Genomic DNA, 23,558 nt, shown 5'->3' with positions numbered 1-23,558 from the left:
AGGCTAGAATGCCCCGATGGCACCCGCGCCCTCCTCCAACAAACCCTTTTCCCTGCATGGGCCATTCCTGTCCTTCCTCTTTTTCAATTCCCTCTTGTCCTTCGGGTCCGGCCTGGGTCCCTGGCACTGGATCGTCGGCCTTTCGGGCCTGGGGCTCACCTGCCTTTGGGATGGGCGAAGGCCCATCCCGGCGCCCGGGCCTGGCCCTTTCCATATTCCCGGATGGGCCGTCATGGTCGTCTTGATCTTGGGGCTGGCTTTCCGTTTTTTTCGTTTGGATTCCCTCTCGGTGTGGCCCTGTTACGATGACGCCCTTTGGGGATGGATGGCCCTTAAGTTCCATGAGGCCGCGGTCTGGCCGCTCTTCCTGGATTCGAACTTCCCCACCACCCACCTTTGGGGATTGGACCTTCTTTTCCGGACGGCCGGCCCGTCGCTTTTCTCCCTCTGGGCCTATCCGGCCTTCCTGTCCGCCTTGACGGTCGGGATCGGCTATTGGGCGGCCCGACAATTCTTTCCACCTTTCCTCTCTTTCTTGGCTTGCCTTTTCCTGTCCTTTGGATTTTGGCCTCTTTTCATCGGGAGGTTCGCCGACCAAATGGTTTCAGTATCGCTTTGGGAATGCGCCTACTTCGGACTTTTGGGCCTTTATATAAGGAAAGGCGCACTGTCCGGATGGGCGGCTTTCGGGATGGGAATGGCCACCGTTTCCGGGCTTTATATCTTCATTTCCTGCGGGCCCATTGGTTTCTTGGGCGCCTGCACGCTTTTCGTGATCTGGTCGGCCCCAAAACGCCGGGACCTGGGACCCGCCCTGTGGTTCCTCGGCGGCGCCTTGGTCCTGTTCCTGCCTTTGCTCCTGGCGGGTTGGATGGAGGCCTGGCGGACCTACACCCAAGCGGGGGCCTGGCATTCGCCGCACCCGGACCTTTCCATTCCCCTTTCCTATCTGACCACCCTGTTCTGGGGAACGGACCCGGCCCAAGGTCCCTACCGTCCGGTCTGGGGCGGGTTCCTGGACCCGGTCCTATCCTCCTTTGTCCTGCTGGGGATCGGAACGCTCCGGACGCGGAAGGATTCCCTGGGCCTTTGGACCCTTTGCGCCTTGGTCCTTTTCCTTCTTCCTGGGATGGCGACGGACAGCCTGGAGCCTTTCCGGGTGCTGCCGGTCCTGGCGCCCTTGGGTCTGCTCGGCGCCCTGGGTTGGGAACGATGGCTCACTTCTTTCCCCGAAAAACGCGCGCTCGCGGCCCTCATCCTTTCCGCTTTGGCCTTCGCCGCCCTGGATCAATACCATCTTCAAACAGCCTATGGAGGGTTCTGCCGAAGGCCCGAAGGCTGGAAAGCCTATTCCCGGTCGCCCGAGAGGTCCCGGGCCTTTGAAAGACTTACGGCCCTGGCGGCGCAAAAAGGTCCCGGACTGGTCTTCACCCGCTTCATGCCCGGCCTTTGCGATGTGAGCCTGGAAGTCCTGGATCGCCCTTTCAACGCCCTGGAAAATCCCAGGTTGGACCCGGCCCAATCCTCCTGGGCCGCCGTGCTGGCCAACGTCAACTACCGCCCTTTCCTCCTCCGGCGTTTCCCCAAAGGGAAGGCCTATGCCTTGTCGCAGGACCTCGACCGGCCCGACGGCGGATCGATGCTTTGGGTCTTTCCCGTGGAAGAAAGGGACCGGCCTGCGCTCCAACGGTGGATGGAAGCATCCCAAGCCGACTCTCCCCATCCCCAATGGGACCCGCCCTATCAACTGCGCGCGTTGCTGGAAGTCCGTTCCGCTTTCGAAGAGGATCCCTTCCTCAGGGCGGTCTATGCGGAGAAATCCGCGGACCTGGTCTTCCGTTCCTCGGGCTTCCGGGACCCGCGTTCCGCCCGGGAGGCCCTGGACCGGGCGATGACGGAAGCCTTCCCCGCGGCCAACCTGCTCTGGCGCAGGGGGGTCTATGAGGAACTCGCCGGGGACTCCCGATCCGCCCTGCGGGATTATGCGGCGGCCCATCGGGCCCCGCTCGACCTCACCCATGCCGCCCTGGACCTGGCGCGTTTGAAGGGGGTGGCTCCATGAAACATTCTTTCCCGCTCTTTCTGGTCCTGTGGATGGCCAATGGCTTGCTGTCCTATGTCCCCCTTTCCATCGGCTGGAAGATCGGGATACTCCTCCTGGGGGTTCTGCTCCCCTGGCTTTGGGCCTTTCGCCAAAGGGACCTCCCGGTGCAAGCCCCGGCGGGGAAAAAGGACGGTTTCCAGCCCGGCTGGATCGCCTTCGCCCTCCTGGGTCTCCTGGCCGTCGCCGCTCGATTTTCCGGACTGACGACCCTGTTGGTCTGGCCCAATTTCGACGAATCCTCCTACGGCTTCGATGCTTTCCGCCTGGCTTCGGGCGAAGCGCCGCGCTTCCTCTACGGCGTCAGCCAGGCCCCGCCCCTTTTCATCTGGGGCCTGGCGGCCTTCTTCAAGCTCTTCGGCTGTTCGCTCCCGGCCTTCTGGGCCTTCCCCGCGCTGGTCTCGCTGAGCGCGGTCCCCTTGGCCTACCTGGCCGCGCGCACCTTCTTCCCCCGGCCCTTCGCCTTCCTGGCCGCGGGGCTGACAGCCCTTTCCTTCTGGCCCCTTTTCGTGGGGCGCTTCGCCCTCATGACCGGGCTGGTCCTGCCCGCCGAGCTCTTGGCCTTCTATTTCCTGGGGCGTTTTCTCACCGCCTTGGACGCCGGCGCGCGCCGTAAAGCCGCCTGGGGGCTCGGCGTCGCCTGGGGGCTGGGTTGTTACACCCATCTTCATTGGCCCGTGGTGCTGGCCGTGACCTTTCCTCCCTTCGCCCTTCATCTTTGGAAAGGACGCCGACAACGCCCTTCTTCCTCCGGACAACTGCTTGGCGCGGCCCTGTTGCCGGCCCTGATCCTCGCCCTGCCCCTGGGGATCGCCGCCTGGCGGGGCCATTTCGGCGGCTACCTGGCCCATCTCTTCGTGGCCCATCCTGGTTTTTCCTGGTCCCGGCAATGGGCCGTCTGGAGTTCCTGCCTCACGTCGCCCTTCTGGGGCATGGACCCGGCCGTTCATACCTACCAGCCGGTCTGGGGCGGCTTCCTGAACCCCGTGCTCACCTCCCTTTTCTTCCTGGGATGCCTGCGCCTGGCGCGGCGCCGGAAGGAACCCTTGGAACGCTGGGTGATCTTCGGCCTTTTGGTCTCGCTGCTGCCCGGGCTGCTCACCCAGGACCAGGAGACCTTCCGGCTTTTTCCCATGGTCCCCTTCCTCATCCTCACCTGCCTGATGGGGCTCGGGATACTGGCCCAGGGTTTTCCCGCCAAGCGTTCGTTGGTCCTGGTGCTGGCCCTGGCCGTTCCTTCCCTGGCCTTGGACGGCCATCATCTCTTCGGCGTTTTCCACCGGGTCTGGGACGACCCCCCGACCTGGTCCTCCTATACCAAATCCTTCGGGCGTTACCACGCCTTCGGCCTCCTGGAGGAACAACGGAAAGCCGAAGGACCCGGCCTGATCTTTCCCGATTTCGTCGGGGGGCTTCCCGACCAGTCCCTGGCGGTGGCGACCTTCGACTACAACGCGGTCTTGAACCCGCGGCTCCAGGCGTCCCAAGCCCGTTGGGCGGCGGTGCTGACCAACGTGAACTACCAACCCTTCCTTAAGAAGCGGTTCCCTTCCGGCAGGGCCTATGCCCTCACCCGGGAACTCCCTTCGGGGGACGGCGGCTGGATGCTGTTCCTCTTTCCCACCCAAGGGGTCCCGGCGGGGACCCTGCGGCACTGGGTCGAGGCCCAACAGGCCCTGGAACCTTTTCTGGACCGGCATCTTTGCTACGTGATGGGAAATCCGATGGAAGGGGATATCCGGGCGCTTGAAAAGATCGAGCCCGCCTTCCAGGGCGACCCTTATCTGCGGGCCTGCTACTGGGAAAAATTGGCCGACGTCCGCGTCAAGGGAGGGACCGGCGGATGGACCGAAGCCGTCCAGGACCTGGAAAGGGCCGCGCGGGAAGGCTACCCCGCCGCCCATCTTTTGCGGGAGGGAGGCGTGCTGGAAATGCTCCAGGGCCGCCCAGCCGAGGCGAAAGCCCTCTTCCAAAAGGCCCGTCGCGCGCCGCTGGACCTGACCGACGCGGCCCAACGCCTCCGCGACCTGGGCGGGGCCAAGACCGGCGGAGCCGCCCCATGACCCTTTCCCACCGGACCCTTAGGACCGAATGGATCTTCCTCGGACTGGCCGCCCTCCTGGCCTTTCGGGCCTGGGTCCCGGTCCCTTTCATCATCCAAGTCCTTTTGGAGATCGGCGTCCTGGGAATTTTCCTTTTCGGTTGCCGGACGCCGGCAACCGACAAAGGGCGCAAGGATCCGGAACCCTTCCGGGCCATCCCCCTTGGGACTTGGGGTGCCCTGTTCTTAAGCGGCCTGCTCCTGCGGCTCCACGGCTCGGGCGACCTCTCTCCCTGGCCCAACCTGGATGAAGGCCGCACCGCCTATTTCGCCCTGCGGCAGGACCTTCATTGGGACTGGAAACTTCTTTATGGATACAACCAGCTGCCCCCTCTCTTTTACTGGCTCTTCTCCCTTTTCCTTCGTCTCGTTCCCCCCTCCCTCCCGGCCATCGGCGGTTTCGCGCTGGTGCTGTCGCTGGCGGCCCTGGGACTGGGAGCCCTGGCGGCCCGCCTGGCCCTGGGCCGATCACAAGCCTTCCTGGCCGCGGCCTTCGGCGCGTTGGGCTTCTGGCCCCTCTATGCGGGACATTTCACCGTGGAAGGCCTGCTGGTGCTGGTCTGGGAACTTTTGGCCTGGGTCGCCCTCGCCTTCTTCCAACGGCGCCCGGGAATTTCCCGCGCCCTGCTCTTGGGCGGGGTCGTAGGTTCGGGTTTCTACACCCACCTGCACTGGCCCGGCGTGGCGCTCCTCACGGCCTTGGCCTTCCTCAAGATCCTGCGGGGTCTTCCTTCCCGCGAGCCCAGGACGCCGATCCTTGCGGGTTTCCTGCTGCCCGTCCTTTTGATCCCATTCCCGTTGTTTCTCGCCGTCCTGCGCTCGTCCTATGGCGATTACCTTCATGACCTCACGGCACCGACCGCCGGGAGCGGCGGACCTTTCCACTCCATGGGCCTCTATCTGGACGCCCTTCTCTGGGGACTTCATCTGGACTACTTCGCCTACAAACCCTATTGGGGTGGATTGCTCGATCCCCTGACCGGCGCACTCGCGCTTTTAGGGCTGGCCGGAATGCTCCGCGAACGCCGTGGCCTGGCCCTTTGGGTGCTCCTGGGCATCCCGATCTTCCTCTTGCCCGGCCTGCTCACCCACGACCTGGAGACCTTCCGGATCATCCCCCTGCTTCCCCTCCTGCTCGTGGCCGCGGCCCGGGGGGCTTCGGTGCTTTTGGCCGGCCGCCCGGCCGTTCAAAGGCCCTGGCTCCTGGCCGCCCTTCTTTTGGCCATCACAAGTCTCTCCGCCTTCCACCTTTTCAAGGTCTATCCTTCCGCCTGGGGAAATACGGGGGATTGGGCGAAGAACTTCAAGACCTATCCCTTTTACGAGGCCTACCAGGCCCTGGCGCCCCTGGCGAAGGAGCAGGGTCCCGGCGCCGTCCTCTTCGCCGACCGGATCGCCTCCAACGACCGGACCCTGGCCGTGGCGGCCTATCCCTTCGACGCCTGCGGGAATCCGGCTTTGGATCCCGCCCAGGTGCGGTGGATGGCCTTCTTCCAATGGGACGATGAGGACACCTACCTTTCCCGGCGCTTTCCCCGATCCTCGGCGGCGGACCTGGGGCCCTGGCCCGAGGACCTTTCGGAGGGACTCCAATGGGTCCACCATTTGCGGCTACGCCTGGTGCGGGTCGGCGGAGGCGAGCGGACCTCCCTGGCGTCATGGATCGCCGCAGAACGCTGCCTGCGGGAAGCCTCTTTCCAGGAATTGAACCGGCCCGCCCAGGGGGACCGGACCATGGTGCTGGAGGCCTTGCGGGAGGGGCGGACCTATTTCCAGGACGATCCTTGGAAGGTCTCGGTCTATGGGGACCAATTGGCCGCCTTCGAACTGGAGGCCGGACAGGCCGGGGCCGCCCGTGGGACCCTGGAAAGGACCCTTCGCTCCGGCCTCCGGCGCGCCGCGTTGTTGCACCGCCTCGCCGTGCTGCAGGTGAAGGGCGGCGAATACAAGAAGGCCTGCGGGAATTTCCTGGAAGCCGGGCGCCTCGATCCCCTCTTCAAGCCCCCGCCCGGATTGCTCGACCGGTTACGGCGCGGCTCTCCGCCTCCGGGCTCCGTCCCGGAAAAGGAGCAAAGTCCGGGGACCGCTCGGTAGAATAGGGGAATGTCCCGCCTCCCCCATCGCCCTTCTCGGCCGTCCCACTCATCGGTCCTGGAACCTATGGACCTTCGTGCCGAGGCCCTGGCCGCCGGGATCCTGCTGGCCCTGGTCCTGTTCCTTTTCGGCGATGTGCTTTTTTCCCCCGCCCAGGATCGGATCCTTTCCTCGCTGCAGGGGGACCTGGCCGACCAGTTCTACGCCTGGCGTGGATTCGGCGCTTCGATGATGAAAAAAGGCATCCTGCCCCTATGGGATCCCTACATTTTCGGGGGTAGCCCCTTCTTCGCCGGTTTCCAATCGGCCCTTCTTTACCCGCCCAATTGGCTTTTCCTTGTCCTGCCCCTGGCTCCCGCCCTCAACCTTTCCATCGCCCTTCATTTCTTCCTGGCCGGCTATTTCCTCCATCGTTGGCTGGGCCGTTATCCCCTGGGAATGGGTGCCCGGCTATCGGGAGCGGCCACCTTCCTGCTGGGAGGGGCTTTCTTCCTGCATCTTTACCCGGGCCATCTTCCCAACCTCTGCACCATGGCTTGGATCCCCTTGGTTTTCGAACGGACGGAAGCCTTGGCCGTGGAAGGGCCCGACAGGAAAAGGATCCTGGGCGCCACGGCCGCCTTGGCCCTTCAACTGCTTTCCGGTCACATCCAGTATTTCTTCTATACGGTCCTTTGCGCCGGGCTCTACGGCCTGGTCCGCATGGCCTTGTCGCCCTCGGGCCGTTGGAAAAGGGCCGGGGGGCTCCTGGCCGCCCTGGGCGGCGCCCTGGCCTTGACCGCGATCCAATGGCTCCCGGGATCGGAAGCCGGCTTGGAAAGCCTCCGGGACATTCCCCTTTCAGGGCTTTCCCAAAAAGAGTTCTCCTTGGAACCCCTGAACCTCCTGAGCTTCCTGTCCCCCGGCTTGAGTTCCGGGGATCCTCCCCTTTTCGGCTGGGGCGACCGGGCCATCTGGTGGGAGGCCTCCTTGTTCCTGGGAGGCGGTTCCTTCCTTCTGGCCCTCTACGGGGTGATGACCGACCGTTCGGGCCGCTCCATCCGCATCGGGTCGTTGCTCCTGGTGCCCGTCCTGCTGGCCTTGGGGTCCTACACCCCGCTCTATCCTTTCCTTTACGATCATCTTCCTTTCTTCCGGTTCTTCCGGGGGACCTATAAGTTCGGGATCTTCATCCATTTGGGGCTCTGTTTCCTCACCGCTTTCGGGGTCGAATCCTGGTCCCGGCCCCGGCCGGAGGAAAAGAAGCTCTTTCCGACCGCACTGGCCCTGTCCCTCCTGGCCCTGGCCACGGCCCTTTTCCTGGCGTGGCACTCGGGCCTCGGACTTTCCAAGGCCTGGCATCTCAACGGGCTACAGGCCATCCATCGGGAACTGATGGACCAGTGGGAAGCCCAAAGATCCGCTGTCCGCGTGGTCGCCCTGGCCAAGCTTTCGATCTTCCTGGCCCTGGGTGCCCTGCTGGCTTTGGCGGGCTGTCATCTCCCCCGGTGGCGTTTCGCCCTTCCGCTCGCGGCGGCGGCCGAACTGTTCCTTTTCGCCTTTTCCCACCGGCCGACCTTCGACCGCCAAGGGATCCAGGAACAAAGCGCCCTCGTCCAAAAGGCCATGAAGGACAGGCCGGAAGCCTCCCGGATCTATTGGATCGACCACGATGACCGGGCCCTGGCCTTAGGGATACCCGACATCCTCGGGGACGATCCGGTCCTTCCCCGGCGCTACGGCTATTTCATCGCCTATTCCCAGGGCTTGCCCCTGAGCGCGGTGCACCCTTCCGTCCCGGTCCTGTTCCAGTTCCCGCCCTGTTACCGGCTGCTCCGCCTCCAATGCCTCGTGAGCGACCTCAAGGGCGGCTTCAAGGTCATCCCGGTCCCCTTTCCCTCCTTCCCCCGGATGCTGCTTTTGGACCAATGGCGGGAAGTCGTAGGGGACGAGGGTTTGTTGGCCGCATTGACCGATCCCCGCTTCCAGCCCGGCTCCGAGGTCCTGCTCGAATCGCCGCCCGATCCCGCACCCCGGCCGGGGAAGGACCCGGGGCGCCTGGAATGGAAGGAGTGGGATCCGGACCACATCGAGGTTCGGGCCGCGACGGACCGTCCCCGGATGCTCCTCATGACCGACAACCTCCTCCCCGGCTGGCGCGCGAAGGCCTTTCCCGACAGCTCCCAACGGTCCTATTCGATCCAACCCGGGGATTATCTTTTCCGGGCGGTCCCTTTGGGCGCCGGCTACCACCACTTCTTGTTCTCCTACGAGCCCAATTCCTTCCGCCTGGGCGCCGGGATCACCTTGATAGCCGCGGCCTTCGGGTCCTTCCTTCTGCTGATACGTTGGAGACATGGACCCAGGAAGGCCCGGCCATGAACCCACGGGCCCGGGTCCCGAACTCCCGGTCTTTAGGTCTCTTGTTCCTGATCCTCGTCCTGGGCAATGCCTTCTTGTCCTGTGTTCCTTTTCCATTCCCCTGGAAGATGGTGGCGGGTCTCCTGTCCGTGATGATCCTTCTGGGCCGGGTCCCGAAGGGTTGGGTCCGCCTCTCCGGGAGGGACAAAGGCCCGGCCCCTGCCGTTTGGGCCTGGATCCCGCTCCTGCTGGCCTCCGCGGCCATTCGGTTCTACCGCCTCGACTCGCTCTCCCTCTGGCCCCTGACCGATGAAGGGACCGGGAGTTTTTTCGCCTGCCAACTGGACCATGAATGGCGGTGGAACCTCCTCTTCTCCTTCGATCATGTTTCCCCGGCTTCCTATTGGATCCAAGCCCTCTTTTACCGGATCTTCCCGCCTTCCCTCGCCCATCTTTGGGCCCTTCCCGCCCTGGTCTCCCTGGCGGCGGTACCGATGGCGTATGGGGCCGCCCGGGTCTTCTTCCCGGCACCTTTCGCCTTCCTCGCCGCTTCATTGGTCGGCCTTTCCTTTTGGCCCTTTTACCTGGGCCGCTTCAACGTACCCGCCACTTGGCTCCCCCTTTGGGAACTCCTTGGCCTGGCCCTGCTGGGGGTCGCCCTCAAAGGACGGCCATGGACCTGGGCCCTGGCCGGCGCGGCCCTGGCGGGAGGGCTCTACCTTTTTTGGAACCAAGGCCTTCTGATCGGGGCCGTGATCGGGGGAACGCTCCTTGGGCGTCTTCGGACGGTCCCGCGCCGGGAACGGCTTCCCCGCTTCCTGGCCTTGGCCCTTCCCGCGGGGCTGATCGCCCTTCCCCTGGCTGAGGCCCACCTTGCCCTTCCCCGGGAGGATTACTTGGCCAGCATCTGGGCTTTCCAGGACGGCTTCTCGTGGTCGCATTATGCAAGGGTCTTGGGCTCCTACCTGGGCGCGATCTTTTGGGGGAGCGATCCGGCTTTGGGCACTTTCTCCTATCGGCCCTTTTGGGGGGGCTTCTTGAATCCCCTGCTCGCTTCGGCATTTTTTTTGGGCCTGCTCGAGTGTCTCGGGGATCCACGGCGGGCCTGGGCCCGTTGGATGGCTTTCGCCGGCACGGTCTTCCTGCTGCCCGCTTTCCTGACATCCAACCTGGAGATGTTCCGTCTGGGATGCCTGATGCCCCTGGTCCTTTTGTTGGCCGCCCGGGGCCTTTGGCTCCTTTCGGGATCGTGGAAGGGTCATCGGCGATGGGCCCTTCTGCTGGCCCTTGCCTTGCCTTCCCTGGCCCTGGATCTTTACCACTTGACCGTGGCCTATCCGGCCTTCTGGGAAAAAAATCCGGGGCTTTGGGACCGATACGCAAAACAACGTCCCTGCTTCGAGGCCTACCGCATCCTGGAGGCCTTCCAACGGGAGCACGGTCCCGGATGGGTCCTGAACGGATTCCCCGCCTCCCTGGAAAAGGACCCCAAGGAACAAAGTCTGGAGGTGGCTTGCTTCCCCTTCGATGCGGGGCGCAATCCGGCCCTAGGCCCGGACCAAGCCCGATGGGCCGCTTTTTTCGCTGAAACGCCCGAGGTCCCGCTCTTGGGCCGGACATTCCCCAAAGGTTCCTGGTATCGGCTGGGCCCACCCCTCTACCCGGTCCAGGAAGGCGTCTCCTATTGGATGGAGGTCGTGGATCTGGAAGGGGCGGCCCGGGCCCAGGCCCATCGGTTCCTGGAAGCGAATGCCTTTCTCGATCGAATGCTTTACGAAAGTCTTTGCTTTCCCTCGCCACGGACCCGGGAGCGGGTCCGTTCCCTCCTGCAGGACAGGCAGGACCTGGCCGTGGGCATTCCTTTCCTGGAAAGCCGTTGGGGGCACATGCGGGCCGTCAGCTTCCTTCGGGACGGTGACTTGGGCGGGGTCCTGGCCAGTTTGGAAAGGGGCTGGGGTCGAGGGGATGAGTTCCGCGAATTGGGCGAACTGGCCCGTTACCACCTGGATTTCATCACCGCCGAAGGCGCCTATCGTCAGGCCGAGGCCCATGGCGTTCCCTGCTGGAGCCCCGCCCAATGGAAGATCCTCCACCGTAAGGCGGACCTTCAGCGCCGCCTGGAAACGGAAGGGGCGCCCGTCCCAGGGCGTTGACCGGCCCCCTCCCCGGCGGCCCCCGGTCCGGTTAGAATGGCCCCATGGCCCATTCGGATTTCATGGAAGTGGACGTGAACGCCCTCTGCGACGACCTGGCGGGGGAGATCAACAAGACCTACCAGAACCTGCCCTGGGCCTTGAAGCACGAGGCTGTGTCGCGGCTCAAGCGCCAGGTCCACGCCCTTTCCCAGGCGGTGGCCGGGGCGAAAAAATCCGCCAGCCAGGCCCGTACGGAAAAACTGCTGGAGGAGGCCACGTCCCTGGCCCACGAGTGCGTGCCCTTGATGAGCCTGGCCCTGAAGAAGAACCTTCTCTCGGCCGAGCTGCAGGAACGCTGGGCCAAGCGCCTCACCCTCATCGACCGCTATCTGGAACAGTGGAAGAAGGCCAGTTCCCGCTAGGGCCGGGCCTTCCAGGCGTCCAGCGGCCTTCCCAGGAATTTTTCCAACCGCCGGTTGGGCTCCTCGAAATGGTCCCTCAATCCTTTCAACAGTCCCGGCGGGATCTCCGGCATGGGCTCCTGCGCGGCGTTCACGATCCGTCCCAGGTCCTTCGGCCGGTGGGGCGGGAGCCCCAGGAAGGACCAAACCCCGTTCAAGGCCCCATCCCCTCCGGTGAGTTCCTCGAAGAGGAGCACGTGCAAACGGCCCTTCGGCACCTTCGCGGCCCAAGCTTCCAGGTATTCCACGTAGCGGCCCCGCTCCAGGTAGGCGAAAGGGGAAGCGGAAAAGCGGGAGCGGTCATAGTCCCGGGCCGGGCGTTCGGGATCCAGGGCCTTCTCCAAGGGGAGCGTCTCCACCCCGTTGTCCTTGCTGAAGCGGTAATTGGAGACCGCCCGGGCGACGGGTTCGCGCAGGATCGCCAGGAAGCGGGCTTCGGGAAGAACGGAGAGGATGGCGGACGCCGCCTCGGGGTGCTCCAGGTAGCTGGTCCCCTTCTCGCCCGACCAGGGTCCCGGTCCGTCCGGAAAGAGTTCCTTCTCCCAGGCTTGGGGCCCCAACGCCGCCTTGGCCTGGTCCAGGAACCACTTGGGCTCGGGACGCTTGGGCCGGGCCAGCCGCACTTGGGGGTGCCCCTCCATCATTTCATAGAGATAGGTGGTGCCGCAGCGCTGGGCGCCGATGATGAAGAACCGCCCGCCCTTAGGGGGCGGTGACGACGTCGGTGACATTGTAGGTCTCGATGTTGGAGGACTGGTTGAGGATGCGCACCACGTATTCCCCCAGCATGGAGAGCATCAGGATGGTCATGCCGTTGAGGAAGGACAGCAGCACCACCACCGTGGTCCAGCCGGGCACCTGCACCTCGTGGCGGAGCCCCTGGGCCAGGAAGACCAGCCCGGTCAGGAAGCTTCCCACGGACACCGCCAGCCCCACGCCCGCCAGGAACCTCAGCGGAAAACTGGAATAGCTGAAGAGGATGGTCATGACCAGTTTGGCGATGCGGAGCGCCGAATAGTTGCTCTTGCCCACGCGTCGGGGTTCGTGCCGGACCTCCACGTTGGCCCGGTCCTTCGAATTCATCAAGGCCAGTCCCGTGATATAGGGAAAGGCCGCCCGGTAGGCGCAGATGCGGTCCACCACGTCCCGCCGCAGGATGCGGAAGTTGCTCACCGTCAGGTCCCGGGGCTGGTGGAAGACACGGCGGTTCAGGAGCCCGATGGCACGGCTTCCCCAGGCCCGGTAAAAGGGGGCGGCCTTGGTCTTGAATTTCCCGAAGACCAGGTCGTGGCCTTCGGCGGCCTTGCGCACCAGCTTGGCGATCTCCTCGGGCGGGTTCTGGCCGTCATCGTCCATGGTGATGACGTAGTCGCCCTTGGTGTGGCGGAAACCGCAGAGGTTGGCGTTGTGCTGGCCGTAGTTGCGCAGCAGGTTGATGGCCTTGAGGCGCGGGTTGGCCAACGCCTTCGAACGGATGACGTCCCAGCTTCCGTCCCGGCTCCCATCGTTGACGAGGATGATCTCGTAGTCGAGTCCCTGGGACTTGAGGAAAGCGGCCGTGCGGTCCACCGTCTCGCCCACCAGGGATGCGCTGTTGAAGACCGGGATGACCACCGAGTATTTCGTCCGGCGGGAACGGGGGGGCTTCAGGTTCATGGTCTCTCCAAGGCCTCCAGGAAGGTGGCGGCGACCCGGCGGACCTGGTCGTCGGTGAGGGCGTTGTGGAAGGGAAGGCGCAGCAGCCTCCCGCTCACTTCCTCGGTGACCGGGCAATCGGTGGGACGGGCCAGGTGCTTCTTGGCACCCGGCGCCGAATGCAGCGGGGTGTAGTGGAAGGTGGCTTGGATGCCCTGGTCTCCCAGGGCCTTCAGGACCCGGTCCCGTTCCGAACGGTCCTTCAGCAACACGTAGTACATATGATAAGGCTGTTCCCGGTCCGGCGGTACACGGGGCACCTGGAAGCCCAGCCGGGCCGCCGCGGGTGTCAAAAGCGAGTGGTAGAGACCCCAGAGGGTCTTGCGCCGGGATTGGATGGCGTCCCGCTGTTCCAACTGGGCCCAAAGGGCCGCGGCCAAAAGGTCCGAGAGCCCGAAGGAAGAGCCTTCATCCACCCAGGAATACTTGTCCACCTGGCCCAATTGGAAGGCCCGGCGGTTGGTCCCCTTGTCGTAAAGCAGGTGGGCGCGGTCCAGATCGGCGGTCCGGTTGACCACCAGGGCCCCGCCCTCGCCACAGGTGAGGTTCTTGGTCTCATGGAAGCTCAGGGCCGAGATCCGTCCCCGGCTCCCCAGGGGCTTGCCTTGATAGGAGGCGAAGAGGCCCTGGGCGTTGTCCTCCATCAGGTCGATGGGGCGTCCCCCAAGGACCTTCTCGATCCCCGCCAGGTCGCAGGCCACCCCGGCGTAATGGACCGGCACGATCACCTTGACCTTGTCGTCGAGGAGTTCTGCCACATGGGCCGGGTCCAGGCCGAAGGTCTCCCGCTCGATGTCGGCAAAGATGAGTTTCACCCCCCGGCGCACCAGGGCCAGGGCGGTGGAAACGAAGGTGAAGGAAGGCAGGATGGCGATGTCCCCGGGCTCCAGGCCGAGCAGAAGGACGCCCATTTCCAGGGCGTCGGTGCAGGAGGTGGTCAGGAAGACCTCGGCGGCTCCCAGTTGCTCCCTCAGAAAGGTGGAAGCCTTCTTGGAGAAGGGGCCGGAAGCGGCCAACCGGCCGCTCTTCAGGGACTCCTCGACGTAACGAAGTTCGTTCCCGGCCAGGATCGGTTGATGGAAAGGGATGGGAGCGTTCATGGGGCCAGCCGGGGGGCGTTCTCTCCTCGTGGCCTCAGGGGATCTGGAAAGGCCGGTGCTTTCCAAGATAACGCCTTCCCAAGGCCTTGCCCATCCAAAAGAGCCCGGTGGACGGGCTTTCCCGTCCTATCGGCCCGCCCCTAAAATGGGGCGTGACCCTTTATTCCGGCCTCTCCCAACTCTATTTCCGGAGCCTTCTTCGCGCGGTCATCCGGGTGGGGGAGCTTCACAGGCCGGGCCTGCGGATCCTCGATTTCGGCTGTGGCGGGGGCGAACTGAAAAAACTCCTCCCTGGGGCCCTGGTCACAGGCTATGACATCCGTCCCGACCTGACCGAGGTGCCCGACTGGCGGGCCGTTCCTTTCGACGTGCTGGTGGCCAACGAGGTCTTCTACTCGTTCCAGGAAGGGGACCTCCGGTCCCTGCTGGAGGAACTGAAGGGGCGGTCCCCTCGACCCCGCCTGGTGGTGGGCATCAGCCGCCGGGGTTTTCTCAACAAAATGGGCATGGTCCTTTTGGGCCGCCCCCAAGCCCACGCCGCCGCCCGGCTCGCGCCCATGAGGGAACTGGCCGTCCTTCAGGAATATGGCCGCATCCTGGGGCACCGCGGCGTCCTGGGCCTGGCCGACGCCTACTCCCTGGAGTTCCGATGAACCCTTTGCGTAAAAAGATCCCCCGCGGGGTCATCTACCATTCCCTTTCCCAAAGCTTCCGTTACCTCTTCCTTTCCCTCTTGGCGCCACTGGAGGAAAAGGACCGGGTGGAGGATTGGGAAAGGACCTTCACGGGCTACATCGGCCGGCGTCACGCGGTGGCCTTCCCCTTCGCCCGCACCGCCATCCATGCGGCCCTGAAGACCCTGGACCTTCCCGAGGGTTCCCAGGTCCTCATGCCCCCCATCACCATCAAGGGCATCCTGGACGCGGTGGTGGACCTCGGCCTGGTCCCCGTCTACGCGGACCTGGACCCCGCCACTGCCTGCTTCCGCCGGGAAGGCTTGGAGGAAAAACTCGGGCCCCAGGTGCGGGTGGCCCTGGTGACCCCGCTCTTCGGCCTGGTACCCGACCTGGAGGACCTTTGCGCCTTCCTGAAGGGGCGGGGCCTCTTCGTCATCGAGGATTTTTCCCAATGCCTCAACGGACGCCTGAGCGAACGGAAGGTCGGCACTTTCGGCGACCTTTCGGTCTATAGTTCCTCCTCCATCAAGACCCTCGACACCTTGGGCGGCGGCATGGCCGTCACCGACGACGACGCCCTGGCCGCGAAGTTGCGGCGGGCGCAGGAAGGCCTCGCGCCGCCCAGCCGGGGATGGCTCGTCCGGAAGGCCTGGACCAATCTGGTCCGGAACCTCGCCACCACCCAGCCCTTCTTCTCGATCTTCACCTTCCCCTTCCTGCGTTTGCTGGAATGGAAGGACCCGGAAGCCGCCCTCAAGCAAACGGGCCACCGCGCCAAAGGCCGTCTGAAGGCCCTGCCCGACCTTTGGTTCCGGCGTTACACGTCGCTCCAGGCCCGCATCGGGAAGGAGCGCCTTCCCTGGGTGGAGGCCATTGATCGCTCGCGCGTAGCCCACGTGGACTTCCTCAAACGCCATTGCCCCGGGGCGCCCTTCCCGGCGACCACGCCCGTTTCCCGCAACGTCTATTGGCAGCTCATCCTGCCCGTCCCCGACGCCCGCGCCGCCCAACGGGCCCTGGCCCGGGAAGGCATCGACTCGGCCACCTCCAGCCTGGAACTCATCAGTGACCTCCCCGACTATCCCAACGCCGCCCCCATGCCCGAGGCCGAGAGGCTCTATCACCACGGCCTCTTCATTCCCTGCTTCCCGCATTTGACCGATGAGGACATGGAACGCATCGCCGGGGCCGTCCGGTCCCTTTTCAAGGATCGGTCATGAACGCCAACATGGAAGGGACCCTCCGGGTGGCGGTCATCGGCAGCGGCCTGGCGGCGCTCGGGGCCGTGAAGGGATTGATCGCGCGAGGGATCAAACCCGTGGTCCTGGACCGTGGCGAACGCCTGGAGAAGGACCGGGAGGAAAAGGCCGCCCAAATGGCCGCCGTGGAGCCTTCCCAATGGACCCCCGAACAGCGCGTTTGGCTCACGCCCGACGGGACCCCAAAGGACGGGTCCGGGATCCCCAAGAAGCGGGAATTCGGGTCCGAGTATTTCTACGGCCGTAGCTTGGCCGGGGCGCCGGTCAAGTCCAAGGACACCATGCCTCCCTTCAGCTACGCCCTGGGGGGATTGAGCGCGGGTTGGGGCGCAGCGGTGCTTCCCCCGCAGGCTTGCGACCTGGAAGGATGGCCCGTCGAAGCCGGGGAACTGGCCGCCTACGGCGCGAAAGCGCTCGAGGGGCTTCCTTATTCGGCCGAGGACGACGGATTGAGCCTGGATTTCCCCCTCCTTTCCCCCGGCACCGGGACCCTGCGCTTGGGCGTGGCGGGTCGGTCCTTGCTGGAGGCCTTGGGACGGACCGGCCTGCTTCAAAAGGGTAGGACCGTCTTCGGACGGGCCCGCCAGCTCATCCAGGCGCAAGGGGAGAAGGCTTGCCGCTACTGCGGCCACTGCATGTCGGGTTGCGTCTATGGCTCCATCTTCCGGGCGGGTGACGAGATCCTCCGGCTCCAAAAAGAGGGCAAGCTGGATTATGTCCCCGGTTGCCTGGTGGAAGGTTTGGCGGAGGAAGGCGGGAAGGCCCTGGTCACCTACCGGAACGCCCAGGGCGCGGTCCGGACCGAACCCTTCGACCGGATCTTCCTGGCCGCGGGCGCGGTGAACAGCACCCGCCTGGTGGCGGCCTCGAAGGGGAATTTCGGCGCGTCCATGCGCCTTCGAACCCGGGGCGGTTTCGTGCTCCCGGCCTTGAGCCTGAAAGGCCTGCCGGCCCAATGGCCCGACTGCAACACCGAACCCGGGATCTTCCTCGACCTCAAGGGCGGGGGCCTGAAGCACTGGGTCCATGTGCAGGTCTCCACCGAGAACGAATTGGTCCTGAAAAAACTGGGGCTCCTGGGGAACGCGAAGGGGCCCTGGACCGCCCTGAAGCGCTTCCTTTCCCGCCACCTCTTCCTTTTGTTCGTTAATTACCACTCGGACCACTCGGGGACCTACGAGATGTCCTTGGAGCCCCTGCAGGGCGACGGGAAACCGGCGACCCTGGTCTCCCGGCACGTGAAAAAGTGGCCCTCCTTCGGCGTGCTGGGGGCCACCGTCTGGCGGCTTTTGGGCGTCTTCGGCCGCATCGGGTGCCTTCCCCTTTTTCCCCTGGCCCGCCTCAACAGCGGTTCCTACCACGTGGGCGGCACGATGCCCATGACCGAAGGGGAACCCCGCGGCTTCCGGACGGACCGCTTGGGAAGGGTGGCCGGATGGGAGAACATCCATGTGGTGGATTCGTCCATCTTCCCGTCCCTTCCGGGCACCACCATCGGGCTCCTGCTCATGGGCAACGCCTACCGCATCGCCGACCAAGCTTTCGGAAAGGACTGACCCATGGGCCCAGGCCTTTATGCCATCCTCGATATTCCCTGGGTCTATCGCCTTTCCCAGACCCTGCTCGCCCCCGGCAAACCCTGGATGATCCAAAAGGTCTTCGACCTGGCCTTTCCGCATTCACGCGGCAAGGTGCTGGACCTGGGCTGCGGCCCCAAGCTGGTCACCCCGGAACCCAAGGGGCTGCTGGTCGGAGTGGATATCAATGAGGCTTTCCTCAGGGATTACACCGGCGGTTCCCTCGATCGGGATCCGCGCCTCGTGGCGCGGCCGCCGAAGGGAAGGACCCGGCTGGGATACCGGGCCTCGGTGGACCATCTTCCTTTCGCCGCCCATACGTTCGATGAGATCCGCGCGGTGGGCTTCCTGCACCATCTACCGGACAGGGTTTTGGAACAGGCGGTGAAGGAGATGCGTCGCTGCCTCAAACCCGGAGGCCGGGTGGTGGTGCTGGAGGATGTCTGGCCCCGGAACGGTTGGACCCGGCCGATGGCCTGGTTCATCCGCCGCTTCGACCGGGGGGCCCACATGCGGGACCAGGAAGGGCTCTTGCGGATCTTCACGAAAGCTTGGCCTGGAAAATGGGAGACCAGCCGCCACACCTATACCCTGACCGGCTCCGAACTGCTTTACCTCACCCGCCGGAAGAGGGAAGGCGGAAAATGAGGACTTCCTGGGGGGCCATCCCTCGTGGACCTTGGGTCCCTTTCCTGGGCTTTTTCCTGACCAATTCGTTGCTGGTCTATCCTCCCGCCTTTCCATGGAGGCCTCTCGTCCTGGCGGTCGGCTGGGGGCTTCCCGCCTTCTACCTCTGGAAGAAATGGCCCTCCGCCAAGTCCGGCGGCCCCAAAGGTCCCTTGGACGCCGAGTCCTTTTCGGTCCCATGGCCCCTGCTTCTCCTTCTTTTTTCCATCGCCTTCGCGCTCCGGATGTCCGGCCTGACTTCCCTCTTCCTCTGGCCGAGCCTGGACGAAGCCACCCGGGGGTTCCTGGCCCTTTGCGGGAACATGGGATCGGAGGGGGGCTTCTTCCGGGGATTCAACCAATCCCCACCGACCTATATCTCCCTGATCGGCCTGCTGTTGGGCTGGACCCATTCCCCTCTTTTCAGCCTCTGGTTCCCCCCCGCCTTGGCTTCAGCGTTATGCGTGCCCATGGGTTATTGGGCGGCCCGGACCCTTTTTCCCCGTTCGCTTTCGTTCCTGATCGCCTCGGGATTCACCCTGGGTTATTGGCCCCTTTTATCGGGGCGGATCGGTTTGGATTGGTCCCTCCTGCTCCTATGGATCTGCCTGTCCTGGTGGTGCTGGGGCTGGTTCCAAGGCGTGCCGCGGGAAAGGATCCTTTCCCGCCTTGTCCGGGCTTTCCTGTTGGGATCGGTCCTGGGGGCCGGTTCCCTGGTCTGCACCACCTGGTCCATCTTCGCTTTCGGCATGACCTTGCTGGTCCTTGGCTCGACCCTAAGGGAACGGTCCGGCCGGGGGCCCCTTGGGGCTTATGCGATCGGTTTTCTATTGGCTCTGACGCCCTTCCTACGGGCCCTTACACGGGAGGAATACGGCGGCCATATCCTCGCTTCGTCCCTTTCGGGGGGGACCGGCCTCCTGGGTCCACTGCGAATGGCCAAGGATTATTTCGGCTGCTTTTTCTGGCCGGTCCCGGCGGCTTACATCCCCCAGGAGATGGGTTTCTTGAACCCCTTGGCGGGAAGCCTTTTTGGGGTGGGGCTCCTGGCCCTCGCCAGGAATTGGAAGGACGTCCGGGGAAAGGTCTTTTTCCAATTGGTCCTTCTCTGGACCCTTCCGGCCCTTTTCTTCTCCGTGGTGGAGCCCTTCCGTCTTTTTCAACTCCTGCCCTTGATCCTGCTGGCCATTGCCGTGGGGATCCAAACGCTGTTGGGATCCATCCCGAAAGCGGGGAAAGGGTGGGTGGCCCTGGCCTTGGTGGCCGTCTCCGGGGCCTGGGACCTGGGCCGTTTGATCCGTCCTTACCGGGACGTCCCCGGCCATCCGGGACTTTTTTCCACGACCGGGAAAAGCCTGGAGAAATTCCAGGCCTTCTGGATGGTTTCGGACCTTTCGGCGGGTTCGGGTCCCGGTTTCTTCTTCGCCGAGCTGGTCCCGGACTCGACGGATATGTCCCTGGCCTATATGACCCTCCCGGCGGACGCCCGGGAATTCCCCGTGGAGCCTTCGCCGTCGATCCGTTGGTTGGCCTTCCTGGCCCCGGTGCATGACCTTCCATCCATGGTCCGGGAATTCCCGGGGTTGAGGGGGAATCCCCTGCCATCCCAGGTCCCGGGCAGGATGAGTGACCGGTTCCTGGCCGTCCTTCCCCTCCACGACGGCGACCTGGCTTCCTATAAGGATTGGTGGCCGGCCTTCCGGGTCTTTTGGCAGGCCGATTTCCTGGTCACCGACCTTTCGAATGGGAGGTCCAGGAAGGGGATCCTGGACCTCTTGAAGAGATCCTATCCCGCCCTTCCCAAGGAACCCTTCCTGCAGTCCTGCTTCTTTGAAAAGCTTCTTTACCATTACGCCTGGGAAAGGACCTTCCATCCGGAGGATTCCTGGGCTTCGTGGGAGAACTTCTCGGGGGTCTTCACATCGGCTTACCGGCAAAGTTATCGGGATGATGTTTTACGGAAGAAATTCGGCGAATTGATGGCAATGGAAGGCCGCCCGGGCCCGGAAACCTCAAAGCTTCCTTAAGAACAGAAGCTCCGTCGCCTTGACCTTCTTGTTCGTGAAGGCCTCCAACATCGTTCCGTAATAGCCCAACTGTTCCTTATATTTGGCCTCGAGCCTCTTGGGGTCCTGATCGGTCTTGTAATCCACGATGACCCATTGGTCGTCCTCGAGGAAAGCCAGGTCGATGACCGCATTGAGGTAGGACCCGTCCTCCTGTCGGCCCGTGATGGGCAATTCCCGGAAAGCCTGTCCGGACTTCTTGGCCCTTTTCACCAAGTCGCTCTGGAGGGCTTTTTTCACCCAATCCAAGGCCAGCTCCGCTTGCTCGGGGGTGACCCCCATCCTTTGACGGTAATGGTCCGCGCTCTTTTCCAAGGTCGCGTCGTCCCAATCCCACCCCTTTTCCAACAGCAGATGGGCGAAAGAACCCAGGTCCTTGCCGCCCCAGGGGGAGGAGGTTTCCGGTTCCTCGAGGACCCTTTCTTCCCGTTCCTGTTTATCGGCGTCCACCTTCAGGACCGAGGTCACCGACTTGAATTGTTTCGCGCCGCGCAACGACCCGAGTTTTTTCCGACGGGCCTCTTGTTCGACCTTGAGCTTTTCCTTTTCCTGGTCCAAGGCCTTGCCCGGTCTTTCGTCCAAAGGCACCACCCAGGCGGGCGGGTCGCCCAGGGAAGCATCCGTTTCCTTTGCGTCCGCCCAAAAAACCGGGGCACCCTTCTCTTCCAGCGCCTTCAGGAGCGGCCCGGCGAAAAGGTTCTCGTTCTGGATCTTAGCCCCGACGGGAAATTGGAAAAGGGGCAGGAGCAGGCAGTCCCGGGCCCGGGTGGCGGCCACATAAAGGAGGCGCGTGTCCTCGGCCTTGCGCTGGTTCTCCTCTTCTTCTTGCACGGCATCGTAATTCATGGTCTTTAAACCCAGGTCCACCTTGCCCACCTTGAAGGCTCCCGCCAGGTGCTTGCGGTCCACCAAGCTCCCCGAATCCTTCGGGTCGGCGGCGATCCCGGACACGAACACCAAGGGGAACTCGAGCCCTTTGGCCTTGTGGATGGTCATGAGGGTGATACGGTCCGCGCCGAGGCCACCCGCCGAGGCGCTGGATTTGACGGTGCCGGTGTCATTCAAGGCACCGGTACGGTCTTCGGTGGAGTCGGGCCCTGGGGCCTCGCCCTCCATGGTGCCTTCCTCCTGCTGGGTGGTGAGCCATTTCACGAAGGCTCGGTAGGTGAAGTGTTGGGAAGTCTCCAGTTCGCGGGCCTGGTCGAGCACCTTCATCAGGTTCGCCACCCTCTGTTCCCCATGGGGCTGGCCGGCGGTGATGGCGAGAAGATCGGTGCTCTCATAGAGCTTGGCCAGGGTGTCCGAGACGCCCAAGGTCCGGGTGGCCTCCAGCCATTCCCGCAGGAACCTAAAGGCCTCTCCGACCTTTCCCTTCGTATGTTCCAAAAAGTGGAAGCTTCCGCCCCCGGCTCGGTGCAGGAACAGTTCCTCGTCACTGAAGCCGAAGAGAGGCCCCCGGAGCACCGCCACGCAGGCCGCTTCGTCGGCGGGCGAGGAAAGGCAGGTCAGAAGGGTCGAAAGGGCCACGATCTCGGGCCGGTTGTAGAAGCGTTTGCCGCCCACGATCTGATAGGCCAGGTCCCGCTTGCGTAGGGCCTCTTCCCAGAATTCCTCGTTGTCGTTGGAAAGGTCCCGGAAAAGGATGGCGATGTCGCCCTTACGCACCGGACGCTTCTCGTGGGTCTTGGGATCGGACACCGTGAACCCGCCACCCAGCACGTGCTCTCTCAGGAAGGTAGCCACCGCTTCCGCCTCAAGTTGCCGGAGCAGGGCCTTGCTGGGCTTTTCTTCCTTGGGAACCGGGATCTTCATGCCCCACAGGATGGGGAGCGTTCCTTCGGTCTTTCCCTTCTCCCGGCTGGCGTTCAAGGGGCTGTAACCGATGCCCGTACCTTCAAATTGGGACGTGAACCGGTCATTGACCCATTCCACCAGTCCCCCCACCGTGCGGAAGTTCTCGGTCAATATCTCGACCTTACCCCCATTGGCGACGATCCGTTCTTTCGTCGCCTCATAAATGGCCACATCCGCCCGGCGGAACCGGTAGATGCTCTGTTTAGGGTCGCCCACCAGGAACAACTTCCCCGGCTCCAACTGCACTTTCTTCCAATTCTTCTCGACCCTTTTGGGGGCCTCGCATAAGAAAAAAACGATCTCGACCTGCAAGGGGTCGGTGTCCTGGAACTCATCGACGAAAAGATAGTCGAGCCGGCCTTTGATCTCCTCCCGGGCTTCCGGGTGATCCCGGAGGAGGTCCCGGGTCTTCAGGAGCAGATCGTCAAAATCCAGGAACCCGCCCTGGGCCTTCTTCTCCTCCCATTCCTTGAGGTAATCCCCGATCCAATGGACCAGATTCAGAACTATTGCTTCTTTGAAGGGAGCAAAGGCTTTGGTGTGGTCATCCGCCAGCCTCACAAATCCGTCCCGAAGCGCCGCCAAGCGGTCCTTCCCCCAATTTCCCTGGGCACCTTTGTTCCCTACCTTGGGAACCTTGAGGTTCGCCAAGGCGAAGTCGATATCCTTGGCATCCCCCTCGATCGCCTCGCATTGGCTCCAAAAAGCTTCCAGAGCCTCATAAAGCGTGTCCTCGTGCTTGGCGCATTGAGCGGCTTCCCGCTTTGTCATGGCCACAAAGGCTGTCCATTGGTCCCGGAATGCTTTGACCGAAGGCAATGGCTTGGGCGGTTGGGGGCTCAGGAGGGTTCGGTTGCGTTTCAGGAACTGCTTCAGTTCATCCAAATGCTCAAAGGTGCCGCCCAAGCGCAGGAACTGGAACAGAGGTTCGACCGGCTTAGCTAGGTTCTTCTTGAGCCAATGGTCCCAGGCCTGGTTCTCGAAGGCCCCCGATTGCACCTCGTCCATAAGGGTGAACTGGGGGTCCACCCTGGCTTCCACCGGATACTCCCGCAAAAGCCCCGCGCAGAAGGAATGGATGGTGGAGATAGGCGCCCGTTCCATATCTTCGAGAGCCTTAAGAATAATAGTTTTTCTGGCCAAAACCGCTTCTTGGCTTTGGTCACCCTGAGCGAGCGAAGCGGGACGAACGGGCCCCAGGGCCTCCTCCAACTTGGAACGGAGCCGCTCCGCCAACTCGGCGGCGGCCTTTTCGGTGAAGGTGATGGCCGCAATGCGGCTTAAGGGTGCCTGCTTTTCGAGCAGGAGCGCAATGAGCCGGGATACCAGGAGCGTGGTCTTCCCTGTGCCCGCCCCCGCGTCCACCGCAAAGAGGGTGTCGTGGTCATGGATGACCGATTCTCGGACGGATTGGTCGGAGATCATTGATAAA

15 protein-coding genes are annotated in these 23,558 nt (G+C 63.7%); 11 read left to right on the top strand and 4 right to left on the bottom strand.

Annotation, left to right across the window (positions count from 1 at the left end):
- Positions 1–16: 16 nt before the first annotated feature.
- The 6 genes from VHE12_04850 (at position 17) to VHE12_04825 (ending at position 11,193) form a co-directional block, all read left to right on the top strand.
- The gene (locus VHE12_04850) at positions 17–2,062 is read left to right on the top strand and encodes a hypothetical protein (GenBank protein ID HVZ80115.1); all 2,046 of its coding nucleotides are present in this window, start codon (positions 17–19) and stop codon (positions 2,060–2,062) included.
- A complete protein-coding gene (locus VHE12_04845) occupies positions 2,059–4,164 on the top strand; it encodes a glycosyltransferase family 39 protein (protein HVZ80114.1) in 2,106 nt (701 codons plus the stop codon). Before VHE12_04850 ends, VHE12_04845 begins: the two co-directional genes overlap by 4 nt.
- Complete coding sequence (locus tag VHE12_04840; GenBank protein HVZ80113.1) at positions 4,161–6,296, top strand: glycosyltransferase family 39 protein; 2,136 nt, start codon at positions 4,161–4,163, stop codon at positions 6,294–6,296. The genes VHE12_04845 and VHE12_04840 overlap by 4 nt, the downstream gene beginning before the upstream one ends.
- Positions 6,297–6,362: 66 nt before the next feature.
- Positions 6,363–8,657, top strand: coding sequence for a hypothetical protein (locus VHE12_04835; protein ID HVZ80112.1), 2,295 nt, complete (start codon positions 6,363–6,365; stop codon positions 8,655–8,657).
- On the top strand, positions 8,654–10,789 hold the full coding sequence (locus VHE12_04830) for a glycosyltransferase family 39 protein (protein ID HVZ80111.1): 2,136 nt from the start codon (positions 8,654–8,656) through the stop codon (positions 10,787–10,789). Before VHE12_04835 ends, VHE12_04830 begins: the two co-directional genes overlap by 4 nt.
- 44 nt (positions 10,790–10,833) lie before the next feature.
- Positions 10,834–11,193, top strand: coding sequence for a four helix bundle protein (locus tag VHE12_04825; GenBank protein ID HVZ80110.1), 360 nt, complete (start codon positions 10,834–10,836; stop codon positions 11,191–11,193).
- Here the strand turns inward: VHE12_04825 and VHE12_04820 are convergent.
- Genes VHE12_04820 through rffA form a run of 3 tightly spaced genes read right to left on the bottom strand, consistent with a single transcriptional unit; the run spans position 11,190 to position 14,027 of the window.
- Positions 11,190–11,963, bottom strand: coding sequence for a sulfotransferase (locus tag VHE12_04820; GenBank protein HVZ80109.1), 774 nt, complete (start codon positions 11,961–11,963; stop codon positions 11,190–11,192). The genes VHE12_04825 and VHE12_04820 overlap by 4 nt on opposite strands.
- Entirely contained in the window at positions 11,935–12,888 is a 954-nt protein-coding gene (locus tag VHE12_04815; GenBank protein HVZ80108.1) for a glycosyltransferase family 2 protein, read from the bottom strand. Before VHE12_04815 ends, VHE12_04820 begins: the two co-directional genes overlap by 29 nt.
- Positions 12,885–14,027, bottom strand: coding sequence for a dTDP-4-amino-4,6-dideoxygalactose transaminase (gene rffA, locus VHE12_04810; protein HVZ80107.1), 1,143 nt, complete (start codon positions 14,025–14,027; stop codon positions 12,885–12,887). Before rffA ends, VHE12_04815 begins: the two co-directional genes overlap by 4 nt.
- Positions 14,028–14,113: 86 nt before the next feature.
- On the opposite strand from rffA, the gene VHE12_04805 reads away from it, so the two are divergent.
- Genes VHE12_04805 through VHE12_04785 form a run of 5 tightly spaced genes read left to right on the top strand, consistent with a single transcriptional unit; the run spans position 14,114 to position 20,233 of the window.
- Positions 14,114–14,680, top strand: coding sequence for a methyltransferase domain-containing protein (locus tag VHE12_04805; GenBank protein HVZ80106.1), 567 nt, complete (start codon positions 14,114–14,116; stop codon positions 14,678–14,680).
- On the top strand, positions 14,677–15,924 hold the full coding sequence (locus VHE12_04800; GenBank protein HVZ80105.1) for a DegT/DnrJ/EryC1/StrS family aminotransferase: 1,248 nt from the start codon (positions 14,677–14,679) through the stop codon (positions 15,922–15,924). Before VHE12_04805 ends, VHE12_04800 begins: the two co-directional genes overlap by 4 nt.
- On the top strand, positions 15,921–17,519 hold the full coding sequence (locus VHE12_04795) for a GMC oxidoreductase (protein HVZ80104.1): 1,599 nt from the start codon (positions 15,921–15,923) through the stop codon (positions 17,517–17,519). Before VHE12_04800 ends, VHE12_04795 begins: the two co-directional genes overlap by 4 nt.
- Positions 17,520–17,522: 3 nt before the next feature.
- The gene (locus VHE12_04790; protein HVZ80103.1) at positions 17,523–18,188 is read left to right on the top strand and encodes a class I SAM-dependent methyltransferase; all 666 of its coding nucleotides are present in this window, start codon (positions 17,523–17,525) and stop codon (positions 18,186–18,188) included.
- Entirely contained in the window at positions 18,185–20,233 is a 2,049-nt protein-coding gene (locus tag VHE12_04785; protein ID HVZ80102.1) for a hypothetical protein, read from the top strand. Before VHE12_04790 ends, VHE12_04785 begins: the two co-directional genes overlap by 4 nt.
- On the opposite strand, the gene VHE12_04780 is transcribed toward VHE12_04785, so the two are convergent.
- Positions 20,219–23,551 (bottom strand): UvrD-helicase domain-containing protein, encoded by a 3,333-nt coding sequence (locus VHE12_04780; protein HVZ80101.1) that lies wholly within the window; start codon positions 23,549–23,551, stop codon positions 20,219–20,221. The two genes, VHE12_04785 and VHE12_04780, sit on opposite strands and share 15 nt — an antisense overlap.
- Positions 23,552–23,558 lie beyond the last annotated feature (7 nt).

The organism is bacterium (assembly GCA_035549195.1).
GTDB lineage: Bacteria > Oederibacteriota > Muellerivitia > Muellerivitales > Muellerivitaceae > DASZRK01.
The sequence above is the reverse complement of the archived record's forward strand: the minus strand, read 5'-3'. Positions and strand labels throughout refer to the sequence as shown.

Coding starts and splice junctions, on each gene's coding strand:
- VHE12_04850 (HVZ80115.1), top strand. CDS start 17: ATGGCACCCGCGCCCTCCTCCAACAAACCCTTTTCCCTGCATGGGCCA.
- VHE12_04845 (HVZ80114.1), top strand. CDS start 2,059: ATGAAACATTCTTTCCCGCTCTTTCTGGTCCTGTGGATGGCCAATGGC.
- VHE12_04840 (HVZ80113.1), top strand. CDS start 4,161: ATGACCCTTTCCCACCGGACCCTTAGGACCGAATGGATCTTCCTCGGA.
- VHE12_04835 (HVZ80112.1), top strand. CDS start 6,363: ATGGACCTTCGTGCCGAGGCCCTGGCCGCCGGGATCCTGCTGGCCCTG.
- VHE12_04830 (HVZ80111.1), top strand. CDS start 8,654: ATGAACCCACGGGCCCGGGTCCCGAACTCCCGGTCTTTAGGTCTCTTG.
- VHE12_04825 (HVZ80110.1), top strand. CDS start 10,834: ATGGCCCATTCGGATTTCATGGAAGTGGACGTGAACGCCCTCTGCGAC.
- VHE12_04820 (HVZ80109.1), bottom strand. CDS start 11,963: ATGTCACCGACGTCGTCACCGCCCCCTAAGGGCGGGCGGTTCTTCATC.
- VHE12_04815 (HVZ80108.1), bottom strand. CDS start 12,888: ATGAACCTGAAGCCCCCCCGTTCCCGCCGGACGAAATACTCGGTGGTC.
- rffA (HVZ80107.1), bottom strand. CDS start 14,027: ATGAACGCTCCCATCCCTTTCCATCAACCGATCCTGGCCGGGAACGAA.
- VHE12_04800 (HVZ80105.1), top strand. CDS start 14,677: ATGAACCCTTTGCGTAAAAAGATCCCCCGCGGGGTCATCTACCATTCC.
- VHE12_04795 (HVZ80104.1), top strand. CDS start 15,921: ATGAACGCCAACATGGAAGGGACCCTCCGGGTGGCGGTCATCGGCAGC.
- VHE12_04790 (HVZ80103.1), top strand. CDS start 17,523: ATGGGCCCAGGCCTTTATGCCATCCTCGATATTCCCTGGGTCTATCGC.
- VHE12_04785 (HVZ80102.1), top strand. CDS start 18,185: ATGAGGACTTCCTGGGGGGCCATCCCTCGTGGACCTTGGGTCCCTTTC.
- VHE12_04780 (HVZ80101.1), bottom strand. CDS start 23,551: ATGATCTCCGACCAATCCGTCCGAGAATCGGTCATCCATGACCACGAC.